This window comes from Puia sp. (assembly GCF_035546395.1).
Taxonomy (GTDB): domain Bacteria; phylum Bacteroidota; class Bacteroidia; order Chitinophagales; family Chitinophagaceae; genus Puia.
This window is the reverse complement of record NZ_DASZXR010000008.1, coordinates 185,118-203,827: the sequence shown is the minus strand read 5'-3', so window position 1 is coordinate 203,827 and position 18,710 is coordinate 185,118. Positions and strand designations below refer to the sequence as shown.

The window sequence follows — 18,710 nt, the reverse complement described above, 5'->3', positions numbered from 1 at the left end:
TATTGAGCCGTCATATGAAGCCCCTCCTGCTGATCTTACTCCTCTTCATGGGATGTAAACCCACTTCGTTCTACCTGACCCCCAACGCCGTCAGCAAACGTCACGCAACCCTGTATCTCCTAAACAACGACACCATACCCGGTCAGTTCACCGTCGCCCTCGAAGACTTCTATCATCTTCGTAACGGCGCAGCCTATCCCTCGTACGTCGAGATCACCCCCGAAGGAAAAGATACGGCACAACGCATCCCCCTGAACCAAATCCTTGGCTACCGGATGGGAACCACGTTCTATGCACTCAAAACGGTCGACATCAGCATGAACGGCGTCCAACGCCTCCTGTTTGTGCAACGCCTGACGCCCGACAGTTCAAAGATCCATCTGTACGAGCTCCATGAGTCGGGACAGGCCAATGCCACCGGCGAGTCCCTGTACTCGTATTATCTGTCCCTGCCCGGTTTCGGCCTGCGGGAAACCGTCAACACCCGGGGCACCCGCGTGATCCCCCAATTCGAAGCAAAGATGAGCGAGATCGTCGCCGACTGCCCCACCCTTGCCGAAAAGATCCGGTCAAAGGAAAAAGGCTATTTCATCCCCTTTGTCAGCTTCGGCGCCCGCAAACATCCCGACGTCCTGCTACGGATCATCAACGAATACAACAATTGCCATTAGGCCGCCGGCGCCCGCCTATTCGCCTATCTTTGTCCCATGCGAAAGATCCAACCACTCTTTGGCCAGATAAACCTCATCCAGCGCCAACAAGGCAATCCCGACTGGTACCAACCTCATACCAATGACGAGGTCCTCCGGCAACCACCCATCCCCGTCGCCACCTACAATCAGCTCATCACCTACATCGCACCCCTCCAACACTACAACCGCAACAGCACACTCTTCTATCGCGGCCAGACCGCCGATCGCCAAAAGGACGGCATGACCCAGCTCCTCCCGTCGATCTTCAGGATCTATCCAGGCGAGACCCGCCTCCTGCTGAAGCAACGCTTCTCCCTCTTGCATCAAAAGGCCGAAGCCCTGAAAAAATTGCTCGCAGCCCAGGACCCAAAACCCGGCGGCACAAGATTAGTCACCGAACACCCCGAGCTCGCCTGGGCCCTCCTGCAACACTACCAGGTCTGCCGCACCCCCGTCCTCGACATCACCCACTCCATCCATGTCGCCTGTTCCTTCGCCTTCGACGGCAACACCGGCCCCACCGGCATGGTCTATGTCCTTGGCATGCCCTGGGCCAACGACGCCATCGCCTACAATACCTTTGAAGAACTGGTGAACATCCGCCTGCTCAGCATCGCCCCGCCCGAAGCCCGGCGGCCCTTCTTCCAGGAAGGCTACCTCACCTGCCATTTCCCCAATTACAAGATGGATAATGTAAGAAGAGTGGAACAATACGACGTCGCCCGCCGCGTCCTGGCGAAATTCGAGTTCCCGATCACAAAGGAATTCTGGGGCAGGGATTTTATGCCCATCCCCCATGAGAAGCTCTATCCCGCCGACGACAGCATGTACGACATCTGCGAGTCATTAAAGGATCGCTAAAAAATACCCCCCCCCACCAGCACTTTTCAATCATTTTTCCTCACCCACCAAAAAACACCCCCTCTCCGCCAGCACCCGCCCAAACAAGCCATCGTCCAGCAAGTCCCGGATGGAATGAATGATAAAGTCCGGCGTATATCCAAACTGCGCCAGGTCCGCCTCCTTCGTCACCCCCGAAAGCGTCAGCACGGTGGTAAACCCCATCGAACCCGCGCCCAGGATATCGGTGCCCATCGTATCGCCGATCATGATCGTCTGGTCGGTGGAAAGGCCCAGCATCTTCCTGGCCATCCGCATCATCACGGGACTGGGCTTACCCACACTAAAGGCCTGCCGCCCCGTCGCAAACTCCAGCATCGCCACAAAAGCCCCGCACCCCGCCCGGTACTTGCCATTGCCTACCGGGCAATTGGGATCCAGGTTCGTAGCGATCAGCTTCGCGCCGCCAAGGATCATATTGATCGCCTTGTCGACCGACTCCAGCATGATCGTCCGGCCCTCGCCGATGATCACAAAGTCCGGGTGGTCGTCCACGATAGAATATCCGATGTTGTGCAGCTCCGTCAGCAAACCGCCCTCGCCGATCACATAGGCCGTCCCATTCTCCTTGCGCGAAGCAAGATAGCGGGCCGTAGCCATGGCGCAGGTGAAGATGTCCTCGTCGTTGACGTTGAAACCCATCTTGCGCAGTTTGTAACAAACGTCGCGGTTGGTACGCTGGCTGTTATTGGTCAAAAAGAGGAAGGGATAGCCCATGTCCCGCAACCGGTTGATAAATTCCACCGCTCCGGGGATGGGTTCGCTGCCCCGGTAGATGACCCCATCCATGTCGATAAGAAAACCTTTCTTTTCCATGTGTCTGTTTTTAGTTTCGGCAACAAACGATAGACCACTGGCAAGAAAAAGACAAAAAGGCAAGAAGATCGGAAAGAAGAGGAACCAAAGAAGAGGGTGGTTCCCACGCAAAAAGATGCGCCAATTTACGCGTTTACCCGTAAAAAACGTGCCAAACCCAAACATTATTGTCCACGCGGCGCAAAAGCCCCAACGCGAATCACTCGCTCCGCAAGCTCCGCACCGGGTTCACCAACGCCGCCCGCACCGTCTGGAAGCTAATCGCCACCGCCGTCACCACAAACGTGATCCCCAATCCGCCCGCAAACACCCACCCACTCAAACCCGTCCGGTACGCAAAATCCCGCAACCACCGGTCCATCAACAATCCTGCCACCGGCGCCGCCACGAGAAAGGCGATGCCCATCAACTTCAAAAAGTCCCGCGACAATAAGATAGAAATATCGGCCATCGACGCTCCCAATACCTTCCGGATCCCCACCTCTTTTGTCTTCGCCTCGATCAAAAAGGACAGGAGTCCGATCAACCCAAGGATATTGATCGCGATCGAGAGGCCCGTGAACAACTGGAACAAACCCTGCGTCCGTTGCTCCTCCGCGTATTGTTCCGCAATGGTCTGGTCGAGAAAATGCGACTCGAACAATTCCCGCGGATACACCGCCTGGAAGGCCTTCTCCATCCCCGCCACCGCGGAGGCCGAGAAGCCACCCCGCAACCGAACGCCCACGTTATAATAGAGGAAGGGGAACGGCACCATCAGCACCGGCATGATCGCATCGTGCATCGACGCCACATGATAATCCTTCACCACTCCGACCACCGGCGCCGAGATATCGTTGAACCCAAAGGTCACATATCGCCCGATGGCATCTTCCGGCCGCCGGAAACCCAGCGTTTTCACCGCGGTCTCGTTCAGGACGAAGGCATATTTCTTCACCGAGTCCGGTCCCTTCTCCTCCGCGGCCTTTTCGTCCGCGCCGTCGAACCATCGGCCGGCCACCAGTTTCAGCCCATACGTATCCAGGTAATATTCGTCCCCCGCCTTCACCTCCACCTCGAATTGCTTCGCCTTATACCGCTCTCTTAGATTGAACGACGTGCTCGCCCGGTTTTGCGACACCGGTCCCGCGATCGAGAAGCTGACCTTCTCCACCGCCGGGATATCCCCCAGCCGCGAGCGGAACGACTTCATATCCTCCGCCTTGTTGGTGGGGAGCCCGATGTCCACGACGAGATCCTTGTCGAAGCCCATCGGCGCATTGCGCACGTACGCCATCTGCCGGGCCACCACGACCGCGCAGATGATCAACACCTGCGCCGTAACAAATTGGAATACCACCAGCCCGCGGCGCAGGTTCAACACCGAAGCCCCCGGCGTAAAGACCTTGCTCTTCAACGCCGTCACCGGCCGGAACCCCGACAGCACGATCGCCGGGTAGAAACCCGCCAGCAGCGACACGATCACCCAAAGCGCCAGCAGGAACCCGCCGCTCGCCGGCGTCAGCCAGTTCAATGGGATCTGCCGGTCGAGGAATGAGTTCATCAATGGCAGGAACAGCCGGACACTGAGCGCCGCCGCAAGGATCGCCCCTCCCGTCAGCACAAAGGCTTCGGTCAGCAGTTGGCGCACCAGCTGCTGCCGCGTCGCTCCCAGCGTCTTGCGGATCCCCACCTCCTTCGACTGCCGGATCGCCAGCGCCGTCGAGAGATTCGTATAGTTGATGCTCGCGGCCAGGATAAGGAAGAGCCCGATCGCCCCCACGAGATACAGATACTTCGTCGAGATAGTATAGGCCGGGTTGCTATGCGCAAACCGGGTGTCGTAGTGCACAGTGGAAACCGGTTGTAAAAAATAGCGCGTCTTATTCCGGCTTTCTTCGCTTTTGAGATGCTCCTCCACCAGTCCCGCCAGGACATGCTCCGTCGGCGCCACATTCGCGGCCGTGGGCAGGGCGACATAGGTGAAGCCGCTGGCGTTCATGGTCCAGGTGTCGAGGTTAAAGCCGCCGATGAAATCCTTGCTGAAACTTGGATAGGAGATGAGGAGGTGATAGGGGAGGTGAGAATTCGCCGGCGCATCGGCCACCACCGCCGCCACTTCCAGCTCCAGCTTGCCGTTATTGGTTTTCAGCCGTTTGCCCACTGCCGGTTCGCTGCCGAAATACCGCTTCGCCGTCGTCTCGGTCAACGCGCAAAAGCCGGGCTCTTTGAAAGCCCGCGTCAGACTGCCGTCTTTCACTGTCAAAGGGAATACCTGCGGGAACACCGAGTCGGCAAAGATCACCTGGGTCTCTTTTAGCGCCTGGTCGCCCACGACGATCGTCATGTCCCGTTCGTAGTCGAGCTGCGTCACCCGGGCGCCCTGCGGCAATAGCGCCCGCAACGCTTTGGCCATCGGGTAGGGTGTTACACCCGTGAAGTCCGCTCCCTTGTCGGTGCTGTTCTCCGCCACCACCCGGTACACCTTTCCACCGGTCGCACCGCCGCGGTCAAAGCTCGTTTCAAAAAGGATCAGCAGCGCGATCAGCAACGCCGCCGTCACGCTCAGGTACAGACCCATAAAATTGAGGGCAAAGAATCCCTTGTTCTTGCGAAGCCGCCGCCAGGCGGTGAGGAGATGGTTGAAAAGCATAATTTACCCGATCATAAAAAATGCCGTTTTCCCATATAATTGATTTTCAACTTTCTACGCGCAATCTTTTCCACACATCTGTCCGCTTCCGATACAGCTGCCGTCCGCCCCCGAGCACCACATCACTACTGGCGGCTCTTGGTCGCCCCGATCACCACACTCAACGGCATCCCCGTATACGTCACATAACGCCCCTTCGCCGCCGCCTCGCCGGCCCCAACACCATCCCCAACAACCACAATATTAAATACCCGCTTCTTAAACGCCCCGGGAAAACTCCCCTTCTGCGCCGAGATGCTCAGGTTGTGATTCTTATCATGCCAGTTGAACGCGATCGTCGCAAACGCACCCTGCTCATACCCATACCCCTCATTCTCGTCCTCATACAACGTAAAAGATCCATCCGCGCCCGGGTACACCCTCAACTCCAGCGTATCCGCCGGCTTCTGCGTCGCATACTCCATTTCCCGGCCCATCGGCACAATGGATCCCGCCCGTACATACAGCGGCATCGTCGACAATGGCGCGGACGCATCCATTCTAACGCCGCCATCCAACCGCTTGCCCGTCCAGAAATCAAACCAGCCGCCTCGCGGCAGATAAACGCTCCGCGAAGTCGCGCCCGGTGTAGTCACCGGGTTCACCAAAAAAGCCGGCCCGAACATATATTGGTCCTTGATCCCATACACCGCCGTGTCCCCGCGCCAGTCAAAAGCCAACCCTCGCATCATCGTATAATGTTCCTGCGTCACCTTGCCTGCCAGGGAATAGATATACGGTAGCAGCCGGTAGCGCAGGTTATCGTAGGTCAGCAGGGTAGTCCGTGTCGCCTCATCCCAGTTGCGCGAATACAGCGCCCGCTCTCCCTTGCCATGGATGCGGAACACCGGGCAGAATGCGCCGAACTGAAACCACCGGGTGAACAGCTCGCGCATCTCCGGCCGCGACCAGTCCGGCGCCTGCCAGTGGTAATGGTAGCCGCCGATATCCGAAGTCCAGTAGGGGATACCGGAAGCGCATGCATCGATACCCTGTGGCACCTGATCTTCGAAACTATGCCACGTACACTCGATATCCGACGACCAGAGCGTCGCCGCATTGCGCTGCTCCCCCGCAAACGACTGTCGCGCCAGGAAGAAAGCCCGTTTCCCGGGAATATCGCGACGCCAGTTTTTATAAATGCCATCCGTATGCACCAGAGAGTACGTGTTGAAGAAGTCGATCCCCTTCCCTGTAAAGAACTGTGCATCCCTTCTCGCGTCCAGCAGTGATCCGTTGTCTGGCTCACATTGATCGATCCACCACGCATCCCATCCATACCGTTTCACCAGGCTGTCCCGCGCCTGGTCCCAATACATCTCCCGCGCCGATGGATTATGCGCATCGTAATAGGTGTCGAAAGTATGCGTCACCACATTGTCCCAGGTAATGGATGTCAGTCCACCCGCCGCCTTCAGGGCGTTGAAATTCGCCGTCCCCGAACCGAAGACCGGCCAGATAGAGATCATCGCATGCAGGTTCCAGCTATGAAGGGTGTCCACCATCGCCTTCGGGTTTGGATAACGCTGCGGGTTCATCACATGGCTGCCGATGGGAAGCGGCTCCCAATAATACCAGTCCTGCACCACCACGTCCACCGGGATATGCGCCTTTCGGTAACCCGCACCCGCCGCCAGCACCTCCGCCTGCGTTTTGTACCGGTCTTCGCTCTGGAAGAGGCCATAGGCCCATTTCCCGAACATCGGCGCCCGCCCCGTCGCGTCGCGATACTCTGCGACGATGCGGTCAAAATCCGGTCCGTAAAAAAAGTAGTAGTCGATTTGGTTGCCACTCTCCGACACATAGCTGTATTTGGAAGGGTCCGCGCCCACGAATTTAGAGGCCGAATAATTGTCCCACAGCAGGCCATACCCCTTCGTCGACAGCAGCACCGGGATCGCGCCTGTCAGGTATTTAATGAGGAGATCCTGGTTACGGCCCTTATAATTAATGGAACCCGAATCCAGCGGATGACAACCCAGGCCAAACAGGCCTTCGTCCCGCGGCGACCAGAACGTCGTCGAGCAGCTATAGGTGCGGATATTGGCCACCACCTGCGCCTGCATGCTCTTGTTATCGGAACCGTATTCAGCCAATATCGTATTTCCCGCCAGGTCGTCGTAGGTTATGGCGTTGTTCCCCTTATCGACCGTGATCTTTAATTTTTTGGTGGTGATCACCACCGCCGACGACGTCTCGCTCACGGTGAACCCCGTCTCGCTGCCATAGCGGTTGATCACTACGAGAGAATTCTTCTGCTGCATCCGCGGCAGCATCGTGTATTTGACCTCGATCACATCCGGCTGGCAGACCCGAATAGTCATCGACCCGATGTCGAGCGTAAAATTCACGGCATCGCCGTCCTTCGTCCAGGATTTGATCGAAGCCCGTGCCGGCGCCGGCGCCACGATCGTCACAACCACCAAAAGCAGGAAAAACTTAACGCAATTCGTTAGCATGCAATGTATTTTAAGGAGAAGCTTAAAGATAGGCCTTTTCTGTCAGAAAAATACAACCGATTGCAATTTCATCCCGGCAACGCCTTGGGTGTTGTCCGTCTTATTGCTGCTTCCACGGGCCAGGGACCATCTTGCATACTACGAGACCGCAAAGGAAAAAGCCGATGGTCATATCCAGTAGCATGTGGAAGGACAAACCATCCACTCTTTCTTTCATTTACCTTTCATACCATCCGGGTCCGCGAATCGTAAAGGGTTAAATCAGTTAAGGCGGGTCAAATGCTGATGGTTGTGCACAATTTGCCGATTTGCGTGCAGAATCTGTCAAAAACCGTATAAAAGCCATGCATGGTTCGTACGCCTTTTTCATATTTTTTATCTACCGGTCATGAGTAATCCACTACCCCTAGTCAGTCCGGGCCCTTTTGTGGCTATCTTTATGTCCCATGAAATACACGTGCCCGTGCTGTGGCTACAAGACCTTTGATCAGCCGGTGAATGGAAGTTATGCCATTTGCCGGATATGCTGGTGGGAAGATGACGGCGTCCAGCTGGATGATCCGGATTATGAAGGAGGAGCCAACCCTTTTTCACTCCGCCAGTCACAGAAGAATTTTGCGAAGTATGGCGCCTGTGACGAAGGCATGCTTCCCTTTGTGCGGCCGCCCGCAGCGGACGAACCCAAAGACGAGACCTGGCACCCGTTGAAATAATCTCCTGGTTGTCAACGCGGGCAATGGATCAGCCAGGCAACCGGAATTGCGTCGCCGCCCCACCCCAGTAGGTTACTACCAGGCGGTCAGGGCCAAGCCGCATGCCGGCGCCCGTAAAGAGCGTTGTCGCGCCATCTCTCCAGACGAAGGTATAGACTGTTCCATTCTGCTGAATATGTAAGGTCGCTATCACGGTGCCTTCAGCCGGTTCGTCGATCCAGGCGCTTCGATAGTCTCCGGCGGGATCAGTCACGTTGTCTCCATCCTTCCGGGCAATCTCCACAAAGAGTTGCCGTCGAGAGCCTCCCATAGTGTCGCCGGTTTTGAATCGATTGGTCCAAATGCCACTGAGGTTGCCGTCTTCCAAAATTGCATAGAGGATCATACCCATAGGGGACCGGGTTGTGACGCTGCTTTTGCCATAGGTGGTTTATTTTCTTGTTAGAATTTGTGACGATGCGGCTTTTCGATCCTCCAACAGGCCCTTTAGTTCATGAACGTCATAGGCAAGGCGACGCTGCGAAATAATGACAGGGGAACCCCAGCGTCGGCGCCACCGGCGTAGCGCGATGCGTCTCCACCAAACCTGGCGGGAGATATATACATCCTGATCCTGCAGGTGGATGAAAAGGAGATCGATGCCGAACCTCTTCCTGATCTCGATCCCGACGATGTCCTGCCAGGCGACCCTACCTACAGCGTAGATGCTGGACTGGTCCTCAATGCCGGCATCATCGAGGATGAGGGAAGCCTTTTTGTTGAAAGTATTGTGCCAGTAGTCTGCCCATGAGAAGCAGGTGGCCTGGCTGAAGTAAAAGAGTACAACGAGACTCAAGGCGAGGTTGAATGGGATATGGCTATCGATCGTTCCGTTGACCAGCCAGAATACTATCACGCCGGTCACGTAGGAGAGAATAATGGCGCCATATGGGAATCGCTTTCGGTTGAGGGGGATGCTGAAGGATGCCATGCTCATAAAGATACAAAATGCGGGATTTCATGGTGGGCTAGCAAATAGTTGTGTCTTGGATTTAAACGGGCTTCTTTTCGTTTCTAAAACGCCGACTGCCAAACGAAATTCCGGTACGCTTATCCATTTTCAATTCCAGAAGGCAAAACAAATCCGTTGTAATGGGCTTGCGTAGCCAACTTAGCAGCCGAGAACGATTGCCGCCAACAGCCCGAAAAACCAATAAACGTGCAGGCCCATTACGAAACTTCGCCTCCCAGATGGCGTTCGCCCCAGATGAACAGTACAATGCTTCCCAACAATTGCGACATACTTACGCTTCAATTGCGACAACGCGCTCGCCATCGCAGCCCCATATTTCACGATTCGTATCTTTACCTCCATGACCCACCGCGAAGCCACCACCTTCCTCGACACCCCCGCCCTCCGGACACTCATGACCGGCACCCCCACCCATTGGGCCGACCTCGGCTGCGGCTCCGGCACGTTCACTTTAGCCCTCGCCGAATTGCTCGCCCCCCACAGCACCCTCGCCGCCATCGATCTCCAACCTGGAATAAAGCAACAAACCACAAAAAATAACATCACCATCCGCCCCCAGGCCGCCGACATCACCCAACCCAATCCCACCCTCCAAAACCTCGACGGCATCCTCATCGCCAACGCCATCCATTACGTCCGCGACCAACCCGCATTCATAAAAATGCTGCACACCGCCCTCCAACCCGGCGCAGTGCTTATACTGATCGAGTACGACACCGACACCCCCGTCCCCCGCTGGGTCCCATACCCGCTCAGCTACACATCCGCCTCCCGGCTCCTCAGCCCACCCGATTGGACACCGTTACAAAAAGGCAACACCCGCCCCTCTGCCTACGGCCGCGCCAATCTGTACTGCGCATTCACAACAAAGAAATAACAACAGATCAATTGGCTTGGAGCGCTCCGAAACAAATAGTATTCACTCAAACCAATATATCAGGCATTTACAATTTGGCATTGGGAGATGTCGCCGAAAACGGGGAGATTAACGATAGTAGGATCAGCGACAATGGAGATCGAAATAAGATATTAGCCACCGTGGTGAATGCCGTGGAAGGATATACTAAAAAATATCCCCGCAGAAGGATCGCATTCAAAGGGAGTACAGCCGAGCGCACCAGGTTGTATCGGATGGCTATTGGATTGCACCTAAACGAACTAGGCTCAAAATTCGAAATTTACGGGTTAGTGGAGGGCGAATTCAAGCCATTCCACACCAATATGCCGGTCGAAGCTCTTCTTATTAAGAAAAAATTATCTAATTTTACATAATGAAAAAGAGATCCAAACAATCCACCCATCTCTTTGATCGCAAAGTCACATTGATCGTGGATGAAAAGCTCAATCTTTTAAAAGGCAAGGTCCTCGCGCCCAAAAAATTGGCCGAGATGAATGAACTATTGGCCAAGGTCAAATCTCTGCCCAAATAACCGTTCCTCAATCCCCCTCAGGTCTTCTCATTTGCCCACAATTCTCTACGCAGTGCGTAGAGAATCCACTTGCTCACTCCCGCCCATATACAACCTCTTCTTAACACAGCCCGCCCCCAAAAATTGGCTAATTTTATCCTATGCAAGCCAACCAATCCCCCGAACAACCCAACCCGCCCGCCGACAACGCTGCTCCAGCCTCCCGCGACTTCTCCACCATCAGCCCTTCGGCTTTCACTCTCCTGCTGATGAAGGGTCTCACCCCCATTCCCTACGCCCGCCAGGCCGCCGAGCTCCTCCTCGCCTCCCGGCCCAACACCGCCGATCCCATCGCAGCCGCAAAGGCAACCGCATCGAACCCAACCGAATCGAATCCAGATACCCCGCATCCAACCCCATCGCACCCAAGCGCATCGCAGCCAGACGCGTCGCAGCCCAGCGCCCCAAACCCAACCGCCCCCACCCCCCAACCACTTAACCCCTTCGACACCGAACACCGCCCCCCACTCTTCTGGGCCCGCCTCCTGCACTTCGAAAACCGGTATTGGAACATCGACCAATTGATGCAATCCCTTGACATCACCAACATCCTCGAACTCTCCTCCGGCTTCTCCTTCCGCGGCCTCGCCCTCAGCCGGGAAAAACCCGTTTATTACATCGACACCGATCTCCCCGATCTCATCGCCACCAAACAACAATTCGTCAGCGCGCTCACCCGCGAACCCCAACCCACCGCCGCAAACGCACCCTCAACCCCCGCCCCCGGCCACTACGAACTCCTCCCCCTCAACGTCCTCGACGCCCCCGCCTTCCAGGCCATCGCCCATCGCTTTCCCCCAGGACCCCTCCTCATCGTCAACGAAGGCCTCCTCGTCTATCTCGACCAGGCCGAAAAAGAAGCCCTCTGCCAAACCATCCGCAGCATCCTCCGGCAACGCGGCGGCTACTGGATCACCGGCGATATCTATATCCAAAAAGAACTCGACCCCTCGCTCATCGACCGCGAAGACTCCTTCCATCAATTCCTCCAGCAACACAACATCGAAGAGAAAAAATTCCCCGACTTCGAACGCGCCGCGGAATTCTTCACCCGCATGGGCTTCGTCGTCGATCGCGAAGCCGCCATGGACATCAGTCGCCTCTCCGCCCTGCCCCACCTGCTCGCCTCCATGTCCCCCGAGACCCAAAAGAAACTCGCCCAAACGCCCAAAATGCACGCCACCTGGCGGCTCCGCGTCGCCGGCAGCTGAGGGCCCCCACAGCCGCCGCCAAAAAAACTTCCCCTTTCCCTGAAACCATTCCCGGTTTCCGCAGTACTCTATTATACATACACAAACTTCGCCGCCTTATGCTCCGCAACCTCACATCCGCCCTCCGCAATCTGCGGAAGCACCGCGCCTTCGGCATCCTTAACATCGCCGGCCTCTCCATCGGCATCGCCTCCGCCGCCTTCATCCTTCTCTGGGTCGAAGACGAGCTCAACTTCGACCACAACTTCGCCAACCATGACTACCTCTACCGCGTCATGCAGAACGAAAACACCAACAAGGGCATCAACACCAACGGCAACACCCCCGACGCACTGGCTGAAGCCATGAAGGCAGAGTTCCCCGGCATCGTCGATGTGGCCCGTATCAGCTGGCGCATGGACGAACTCGCGGTAGCCGGCGACAAAAAGATAAAGACAAACGGCCTCTATGCCGATCCCTCCTTCCTCTCCCTGTTCACGGTCGGCCTCACCCGCGGCAACGCCGCTACCGCCCTCGCGACGCCTCAATCCATCGTCATCAGTCAGGCCCTGGCGACAGCGTGTTTCGGCGACGAAAACCCCATCGGAAAAACCATCCACATGAACGCCGGCCAGGCCTACTCCGTTGACGGCCTCTATACCGTCACCGGCGTTTTCACCCCTCTTCCCGCCAACAGCTCCTTCCATTTTCAATGGCTCTCTCCCTACACCACCTGGACGTCCGCCAACACCTGGCTGCAAGGCTGGGGCAACAACCTCACCGAAACCTATGTCCAGCTGGCGCCCAACGCCTCCCGTCAGGCCATCGACAGCAAGCTGAACCACTACCTCTCCACCAAACAAAACGGCGCGACCAATTCCCTCTTCCTCTTCAGCGCCAACGACTGGCATCTCCGCGATAAATTCGTCAACGGCGTGCAATCGGGCGGCGCCATCCGGTACGTACGCCTCTTCACGCTCATCGCCGCCGCCATCCTGCTCATCGCCTGTATCAATTTTATGAACCTGTCCACTGCCCGATCCGAACAACGCGCCCGGGAAGTGGGCGTGCTCAAGGTCGTAGGCGCCGGCCGGACCCACCTCATCGGCAAGTTCATCACCGAAGCCCTCCTCCTGTCATTCCTTTCCGTCCTGCTCGCCGTCGCCTTGCTCTACCTTTTCCTCCCTGCCTATAATGCCCTGGTCAACAAGCAGCTTCAACTTCATCTCTTCGTACCCGCCCATATCATCGCCTTATTCGCCGTGGCCCTCTTGTCCGGCCTCCTCTCGGGCAGCTACCCCGCCTTCTATCTCTCTTCCTTCAACCCCATCCTCGTGTTAAAGGGACTGAAGATAAAGACAGGCGGCGGCGCCGTCACGATCCGCAAAGGGCTCGTCATTACGCAGTTCACCGCCTCGGTCGGCCTCATTATCGGCACCGCCATCATCTACCAGCAGGTACAGCACATCAAGGACCGGGACCTGGGTTATACCCGAAACAATCTTGTCTATATCGATCTGCATGGCAACATGAAGGATCATTTCGACGCGCTCAAAGACAAGCTCCTCGCGACCGGTTACGTGGACAATGCCGCGATAAGCCTCCACGATGCCCTGCACGTGTACAGCTACGGCTCCGGCCTCAACTGGCAGGGGAAAGACCCGAACAGCAAGATCCCCATCCACTCCAATGTCGTAAGCCCGGGTTACCTGGCCACCATGCAGATGCAGCTGCTCGCGGGCCGGGATTTTTACCCCACTCCCGGCGTCGACAGCTCAAACGTCATCATCAATGAAAGCATGGCGAAGCTAATGGGGAAGGAAGGGCATCCGGGCAGCCTCCTCACCCGTGGCGCCGGACATTTCACCGTCATCGGGATCGTAAAGGATTTTGTGTATAATGATGTTTACGGAGCCGGTGCGCCGCTGGTCTTCTATTCCGGCGCCTATTCCGCCACGGTCATGGCGCTGCGCTTCAAACCCAACGCCAACCTGCCGCAGGCGCTTGCCAAAACCGCCGCCGTCATCACCACCGAAAACCCCGATCAACCTTTCGCCTACCGGTTCGCCGACGACGACTTCGACACACTCTTCACGGCCGAAACCCTCATCGGCAAACTCGCCGGCATCTTCGCCGTCCTCGCCGTCACCATCTCCTGTCTCGGCCTTTTCGGGCTCGCCGCCTACACCGCCGAACGTCGCGTCAAAGAGATCGGCATCCGCAAGATCCTTGGCGCCTCCGTCCACGGGCTCACCGGTTTGTTATTAAAAGAATTCGTTCAATTGGTCAGCATATCCTGCCTCATCGCCTTTCCGCTGGCCTTCTGGGTCCTCCACGGCTGGCTCCAAAACTATGAATACCGCACGCCCATCCATTGGTGGGTGTTCGGTCTCGCCGGTGCGCTCGCCCTCGTCGTCGCCCTGCTGACGGTGAGTTTCCAGGCGATTCGTGCCGCGCTCGCCAATCCAATAAAAGCGTTGCGAAGTGAGTAGTCCGCGGTCCGCTACTCCACTTTCAAATTTTTGACGGGATTCAACAGCGCCGTCTTCACGGCCTGTATACTCACCGTCGCAAGCGTCACCGCCACCACCAACAACCCCGCCCCCACAAACACCCAGGGCCCGATCGCAATCCGGTACACAAAATCCTGCAGCCAGGAATGCATCGCCCACCACGCCAGCGGGAACGCAATGACAATCGCCACAACGGCCAGTCGCACAAACCCCGCCGACAACAGAAAGGCCAACGACCCCAACGACGCTCCCAGCACCTTCCGGATCCCGATCTCTTTCACCCGTTGTTTCGCCGCATACGACGACAGCCCAAACAATCCGAGGCAAGCCAGCACTATCGCAATACCCGAGAACAGATTCATCACCTTCCCCAGCCGCTGTTCAGACGCATAGAGTTTATTGTAATTCTCATCCAAAAAGCTCACTTCGTAAGGCACTCCCGGCGCCACTCGTTTCCACACCCCCGCCAGCCAGTCCAGCGTCGCCGCCATATGCTGTCCCGACACCCGCACCAACAGCCTGTCCGCCCGATGCGCCGGGAACAGCACCAACCCCTTGATAGGATTGTGCAGCGACTGGAAGTTAAAATCCTTCACCACTCCCTTCACATACCCCGGCCGCGAAGCATCCATATACATCCGCTTCCCGATCGCCTCCGCCGGCGTCCAGCCCAGGTCCTTCGCCGCCTTCTCGTTCAATACAAAATGGTACACCGGCTTTGTGATCGTGTCGGGCTTCGGCCCCTCATCCGGATGCGCGTCGCGGATATCCTGCTTCGTCAACCCCTCACCCGCTACCAGCTGCAGGCCCGCCGTCGAGATATAGTCCTCGTCGACCGGATTTCCATACACCGCCAGCTGTTGATTCTCCGGCATCGTCTCATTGCGCATATTGTATCCCCCATAGATCTGCACCGGCGAAGACGCACAGGTGCTCAGGCTCACCACATCGGGATTGCGCTTGAACTCGGCTTTCAGATAGTCCAGTTGAGGAAGCAGCTGGCGGTTCATCGGCAGCTCGAGGACATGATCCCGATCGTAACCCAGCTTCTTCTCCCGGATATAGCTCAGCTGTTGACCCATGATAAAGGTCGATACGATCAAAAACACAGAAATGACAAATTGGAACACGATCAACGACTGCCGCAGTCCCTGCCCACCCCGCGTATTCTTAAAAGCCCCTTTCAACACCTTCACCGGGTGGAACCGGGACAAGACCAGCGCGGGGTATCCCCCGGCCAGCACCGCGACCACCGCCGCCGTCAACAACGCCAGCCCCAAAAACCACGGCGAAAAAACCCCGCCGACCGCCAGGTGCCTGTCCGCTAATTTATTAAACGCCGGTAACACCCCGGCCACCACCCCCACGCTCAGCACCACCGCGATGAAGCAAAGCAGGAAGGACTCCCCAATAAATTGCCAGAACAGCTGCCCCCGTCCCGCGCCGATGACCTTTCGCACGCCGACTTCCCGCGCCCGATCGACCGACCGGGCCGTCGACAAATTGATATAGGTGCTGCAAGCGATCACTAAGATCAGCAGCGCCACCCCCGCAAGAATATAGATGTAAACAATACTCGTCCCCGGTTCGAACCCAATGTATTCCGAATACAAATGGATCCGCATGAACGGCTCCAGCAAAAAGTTCACCGACGCCCCCTGTCCTTGCATCTCTTTTACCATAAAGGCCGTCACCTTGGCCTGCAGCGCCGGCAACGAAGTATGCTCCCGCAGCAAAAAGAAGGTTCCATAGTTCGCGTCCCAGTACGTCTCGTCCTGGTTCGCGTACAGGGAAGAAAAGGACGCCAGGAAATCGAACTTGAATTGCGAGTTCGAAGGACAGTCCTTCATCACCCCCGTCACCAGGTAGTCGACGGAATCGGTCCCTATCCGCAGGGTCTTCCCCACCGCCTCTTCCCCCTTGAAATACTTCGCCGCCGTCGACTCGGTCAGCACCACCTTCTTCGGCCCCGACAGAGCCGACGCCGCATCCCCCTTCGTCAGCGGCATGCTGAACACCAGGAAGAAGCTCGAGTCCGCAAACATGAAATTGTCCTCTTTAAATAACTTGTCCTTATAGGATACTATCCGCGGCCTCGCCGTCATCCGCACCGCCGACTCGATCTCCGGGAACACCCGCTTGAAGGTCGTCGCCACCTTCGTGCTGTTGTAATTGCCGTATTGCATGTCACCCCCACCGGCGAATTTATAGCCCATGATACTTCGCACGATCCGCGGCCCCCGCACCTCAAAGTCGTCATAGCTCAGCTCGTGACGGATAAAAAGAGCGATCAGCAGGCAGCTCGACAGGCCGATCGTCAGGCCGAAGATATTGATGGCCGAAGCCATGGGGTTCTTGCGAAGGTTGCGCAGGGCGGTCAAAAACCAGTTTTTGAGCATAAGTCAGCCGTTTTAATGTATGGTTTGTAGTCTTTATTCTAATCGAGCATAGTCGATTTTTTAATTGTATATCGTTAAATTTAACTAAGTGCAAACCCTTAAATTGTCGATGTTCGAACGTTATACGTTTTGATTCCAGCGATAATCTCCGTTACTATGCAGTAAGAATCCCACGGGATTTCTTTAGACCTCCTTTAGTAGCCTCACTTAGTAGCGCGCGGGATACCTCCCGCTGATCTCTTAGCTTTTTCCCCAGAGTCAAAATTTTTTTTGTTGGCGACCCCGACCCGGACGCCCCTGTTAACTATTGCAACAGACAATCAGCCTGCTCGCAAAAGCTGCATTGCCGTGGCTAAAAGTCTCCCAAAGAGGCCAGCCATACGACGCAGCCCAAGCAATGAGCAAATAACCATTTGTCATAGGAAACCTATAGGGCCTACCCCCTCTAAGTTAACCCTTAAATCAACCCCTGTATCAAAATTTTAACGCTGATTGCCTCTATCCTCTGCCTGCTCGCGGCCTCGCCGTGCGCGGCGCAACTGACCACTGGTCTGACCGATCCCGCGACGGCCACCGTCGTTTCCCTGGGCGGCGCCACGTTCACCTGGAACAACCCAAACGGCGCGCTGTCCCCAGGGGGTTCCGTCGCCGGTACGGCCAATTTGCTGTCGGTCACCACCGGCGCCACCGATGTCCTGGAGCTCACCAATTTCGGGTTCAATATCCCCACGGGCTCCACGATCAATGGTATCGAGGTCGACATCACCCGCCAGCAATCCGGCGGTCTGTCCCTGACCATTCTCGGCTCCACGATCAACGGGACGGTCAATGACAATCTCGTCCAACTCGTCGGACCCGGCGTCACATCCGTCAACAAGGCCGGCGGCAGCGCCTGGCCGGCCGCCAACGGCAGCGCCGTGTACGGATCTTCATCCGACACCTGGGGCCCCACCGCATGGACCGCCGCGATGGTCAATTCCCCATCCTTTGGGGTCCATCTCTCAGCCGCCATCAACGGCGGCATTCTCTTCGGCATCAACCTGATCCCCGGCGCCTCCGTCGACGCCGTCCGGATCAACATCACATACAGTCTCCCCGCCACCCTGCCTCTGCAACTATCCCAATGGTCCGTTACCCGCCAAGGCAACAACAACCTCCTCCGCTGGCAAGCCGCCGGCGTCGGCGCGGGCGCCGGCACCTCCGGCAATGGCGCCGGGTCGACCGGCAATGCGGACCCCGGGACGTTCGTCGTCGAGCGGAGCGGTAACGGCAGCGACTGGACCGACCTCGCACAGGTCCCCGCCGGCAACGGCAGCGCCAAATATTCGTACGCGGATGAAAACGCACCCGTTCATGGGACGGCCTACTACCGGCTAAAGTTACACAGCGCCGGCCAGGCCGACAGCTGGTCCACCGTCCAGGTCCTCGCCGAAAAGCCGGCCCGGCCCGGGATCAAAATGTATCCGAATCCCTTTCATGAAATCATCAACATCTCCGCTCCCGGGGCCCCTTTCTCCAAGGTCATCCTGCGCAACGCACAGGGCGCCACGATTTGGATAAAGGAATTTCCCGGCGGCGGAGTCAATAGCACACAAATTCCGACGGCAGGTCTGCCCCAGGGGCTGTATTTCCTGACCATTGACAACGCAACGGGGTCCCTCATAAAGGGGTCGTAAACTTAACCTCGGTAGCCTTCGGGCTCCCCTGGCCTCTGGGATCAAGCGATCCGGCGTATTCCTGCGCCGGATATTTTTTTATGGAAGGGGCGTCCCGTAGCCCCCTTTACCGACAAAACACCGCCACTTGCCGCCTTCCCCCCTTCAAGGGGCGATTCCCCCTTGCACACAGCCGCAATACACACTAGATTTGAGAAAAA

The 18,710-nt window shown here is 56.9% G+C and carries 15 protein-coding genes; 9 read left to right on the top strand and 6 right to left on the bottom strand.

Annotated elements, in window-relative coordinates:
* The first annotated feature begins 14 nt into the window (after window positions 1-14).
* Complete coding sequence (locus tag VHE34_RS09280; RefSeq protein WP_325587025.1) at window positions 15-671, top strand: hypothetical protein; 657 nt, start codon at window positions 15-17, stop codon at window positions 669-671.
* A 36-nt stretch (window positions 672-707) separates the two neighbouring features.
* A complete protein-coding gene (locus VHE34_RS09275) occupies window positions 708-1,553 on the top strand; it encodes an FRG domain-containing protein (protein ID WP_325587023.1) in 846 nt (281 codons plus the stop codon).
* A gap of 30 nt (window positions 1,554-1,583) precedes the next feature.
* Here VHE34_RS09275 and VHE34_RS09270 read toward each other — a convergent pair whose 3' ends face one another.
* The 3 genes from VHE34_RS09270 to VHE34_RS09260 all read right to left on the bottom strand — a co-directional run bounded on the left by VHE34_RS09270 (window position 1,584) and on the right by VHE34_RS09260 (window position 7,538).
* Entirely contained in the window at window positions 1,584-2,408 is an 825-nt protein-coding gene (locus VHE34_RS09270; RefSeq protein ID WP_325587021.1) for an HAD-IIA family hydrolase, read from the bottom strand.
* A 199-nt stretch (window positions 2,409-2,607) separates the two neighbouring features.
* Window positions 2,608-5,040 carry an ABC transporter permease gene (locus VHE34_RS09265; RefSeq protein WP_325587019.1) on the bottom strand — a complete coding sequence of 811 codons (2,433 nt, stop codon included), beginning with the start codon at window positions 5,038-5,040 and terminating at the stop codon, window positions 2,608-2,610.
* A gap of 125 nt (window positions 5,041-5,165) precedes the next feature.
* The gene (locus tag VHE34_RS09260; RefSeq protein ID WP_325587017.1) at window positions 5,166-7,538 is read right to left on the bottom strand and encodes a glycoside hydrolase family 31 protein; all 2,373 of its coding nucleotides are present in this window, start codon (window positions 7,536-7,538) and stop codon (window positions 5,166-5,168) included.
* 446 nt (window positions 7,539-7,984) lie between these two features.
* On the opposite strand from VHE34_RS09260, the gene VHE34_RS09255 reads away from it, so the two are divergent.
* Window positions 7,985-8,251: a CPCC family cysteine-rich protein gene (locus VHE34_RS09255; RefSeq protein ID WP_325587015.1), complete on the top strand. Its 267-nt coding sequence runs from the start codon at window positions 7,985-7,987 to the stop codon at window positions 8,249-8,251.
* A gap of 28 nt (window positions 8,252-8,279) precedes the next feature.
* Here the strand turns inward: VHE34_RS09255 and VHE34_RS09250 are convergent, their stop codons facing one another.
* Entirely contained in the window at window positions 8,280-8,561 is a 282-nt protein-coding gene (locus tag VHE34_RS09250; protein WP_325587013.1) for a hypothetical protein, read from the bottom strand.
* Window positions 8,562-8,681: 120 nt separating this feature from the next.
* The gene (locus VHE34_RS09245) at window positions 8,682-9,227 is read right to left on the bottom strand and encodes an STM3941 family protein (RefSeq protein WP_325587011.1); all 546 of its coding nucleotides are present in this window, start codon (window positions 9,225-9,227) and stop codon (window positions 8,682-8,684) included.
* Window positions 9,228-9,603: 376 nt separating this feature from the next.
* Here VHE34_RS09245 and VHE34_RS09240 point away from each other — a divergent pair, with 376 nt between their 5' ends.
* From VHE34_RS09240 to VHE34_RS09225, 5 genes are all read left to right on the top strand, one after another.
* Window positions 9,604-10,140 carry a class I SAM-dependent methyltransferase gene (locus VHE34_RS09240; RefSeq protein WP_325587009.1) on the top strand — a complete coding sequence of 179 codons (537 nt, stop codon included), beginning with the start codon at window positions 9,604-9,606 and terminating at the stop codon, window positions 10,138-10,140.
* Window positions 10,056-10,535, top strand: a complete 480-nt coding sequence (locus VHE34_RS31110; protein ID WP_414709865.1) for a DUF6934 family protein — start codon at window positions 10,056-10,058, stop codon at window positions 10,533-10,535. Before VHE34_RS09240 ends, VHE34_RS31110 begins: the two co-directional genes overlap by 85 nt.
* A complete protein-coding gene (locus VHE34_RS09235) occupies window positions 10,535-10,693 on the top strand; it encodes a hypothetical protein (RefSeq protein WP_325587005.1) in 159 nt (52 codons plus the stop codon). The genes VHE34_RS31110 and VHE34_RS09235 overlap by 1 nt, the downstream gene beginning before the upstream one ends.
* A 140-nt stretch (window positions 10,694-10,833) precedes the next feature.
* On the top strand, window positions 10,834-11,943 hold the full coding sequence (locus VHE34_RS09230) for a hypothetical protein (protein WP_325587003.1): 1,110 nt from the start codon (window positions 10,834-10,836) through the stop codon (window positions 11,941-11,943).
* Window positions 11,944-12,041: 98 nt separating this feature from the next.
* Window positions 12,042-14,414 (top strand): ABC transporter permease, encoded by a 2,373-nt coding sequence (locus tag VHE34_RS09225; protein ID WP_325587001.1) that lies wholly within the window; start codon window positions 12,042-12,044, stop codon window positions 14,412-14,414.
* A gap of 11 nt (window positions 14,415-14,425) precedes the next feature.
* On the opposite strand, the gene VHE34_RS09220 is transcribed toward VHE34_RS09225, so the two are convergent.
* Window positions 14,426-16,834, bottom strand: coding sequence for an ABC transporter permease (locus VHE34_RS09220; RefSeq protein ID WP_325586999.1), 2,409 nt, complete (start codon window positions 16,832-16,834; stop codon window positions 14,426-14,428).
* A gap of 662 nt (window positions 16,835-17,496) precedes the next feature.
* Between VHE34_RS09220 and VHE34_RS09215 the strand changes: the two genes are divergently transcribed.
* On the top strand, window positions 17,497-18,510 hold the full coding sequence (locus VHE34_RS09215) for a T9SS type A sorting domain-containing protein (protein WP_325586997.1): 1,014 nt from the start codon (window positions 17,497-17,499) through the stop codon (window positions 18,508-18,510).
* Window positions 18,511-18,710: the final 200 nt, after the last annotated feature.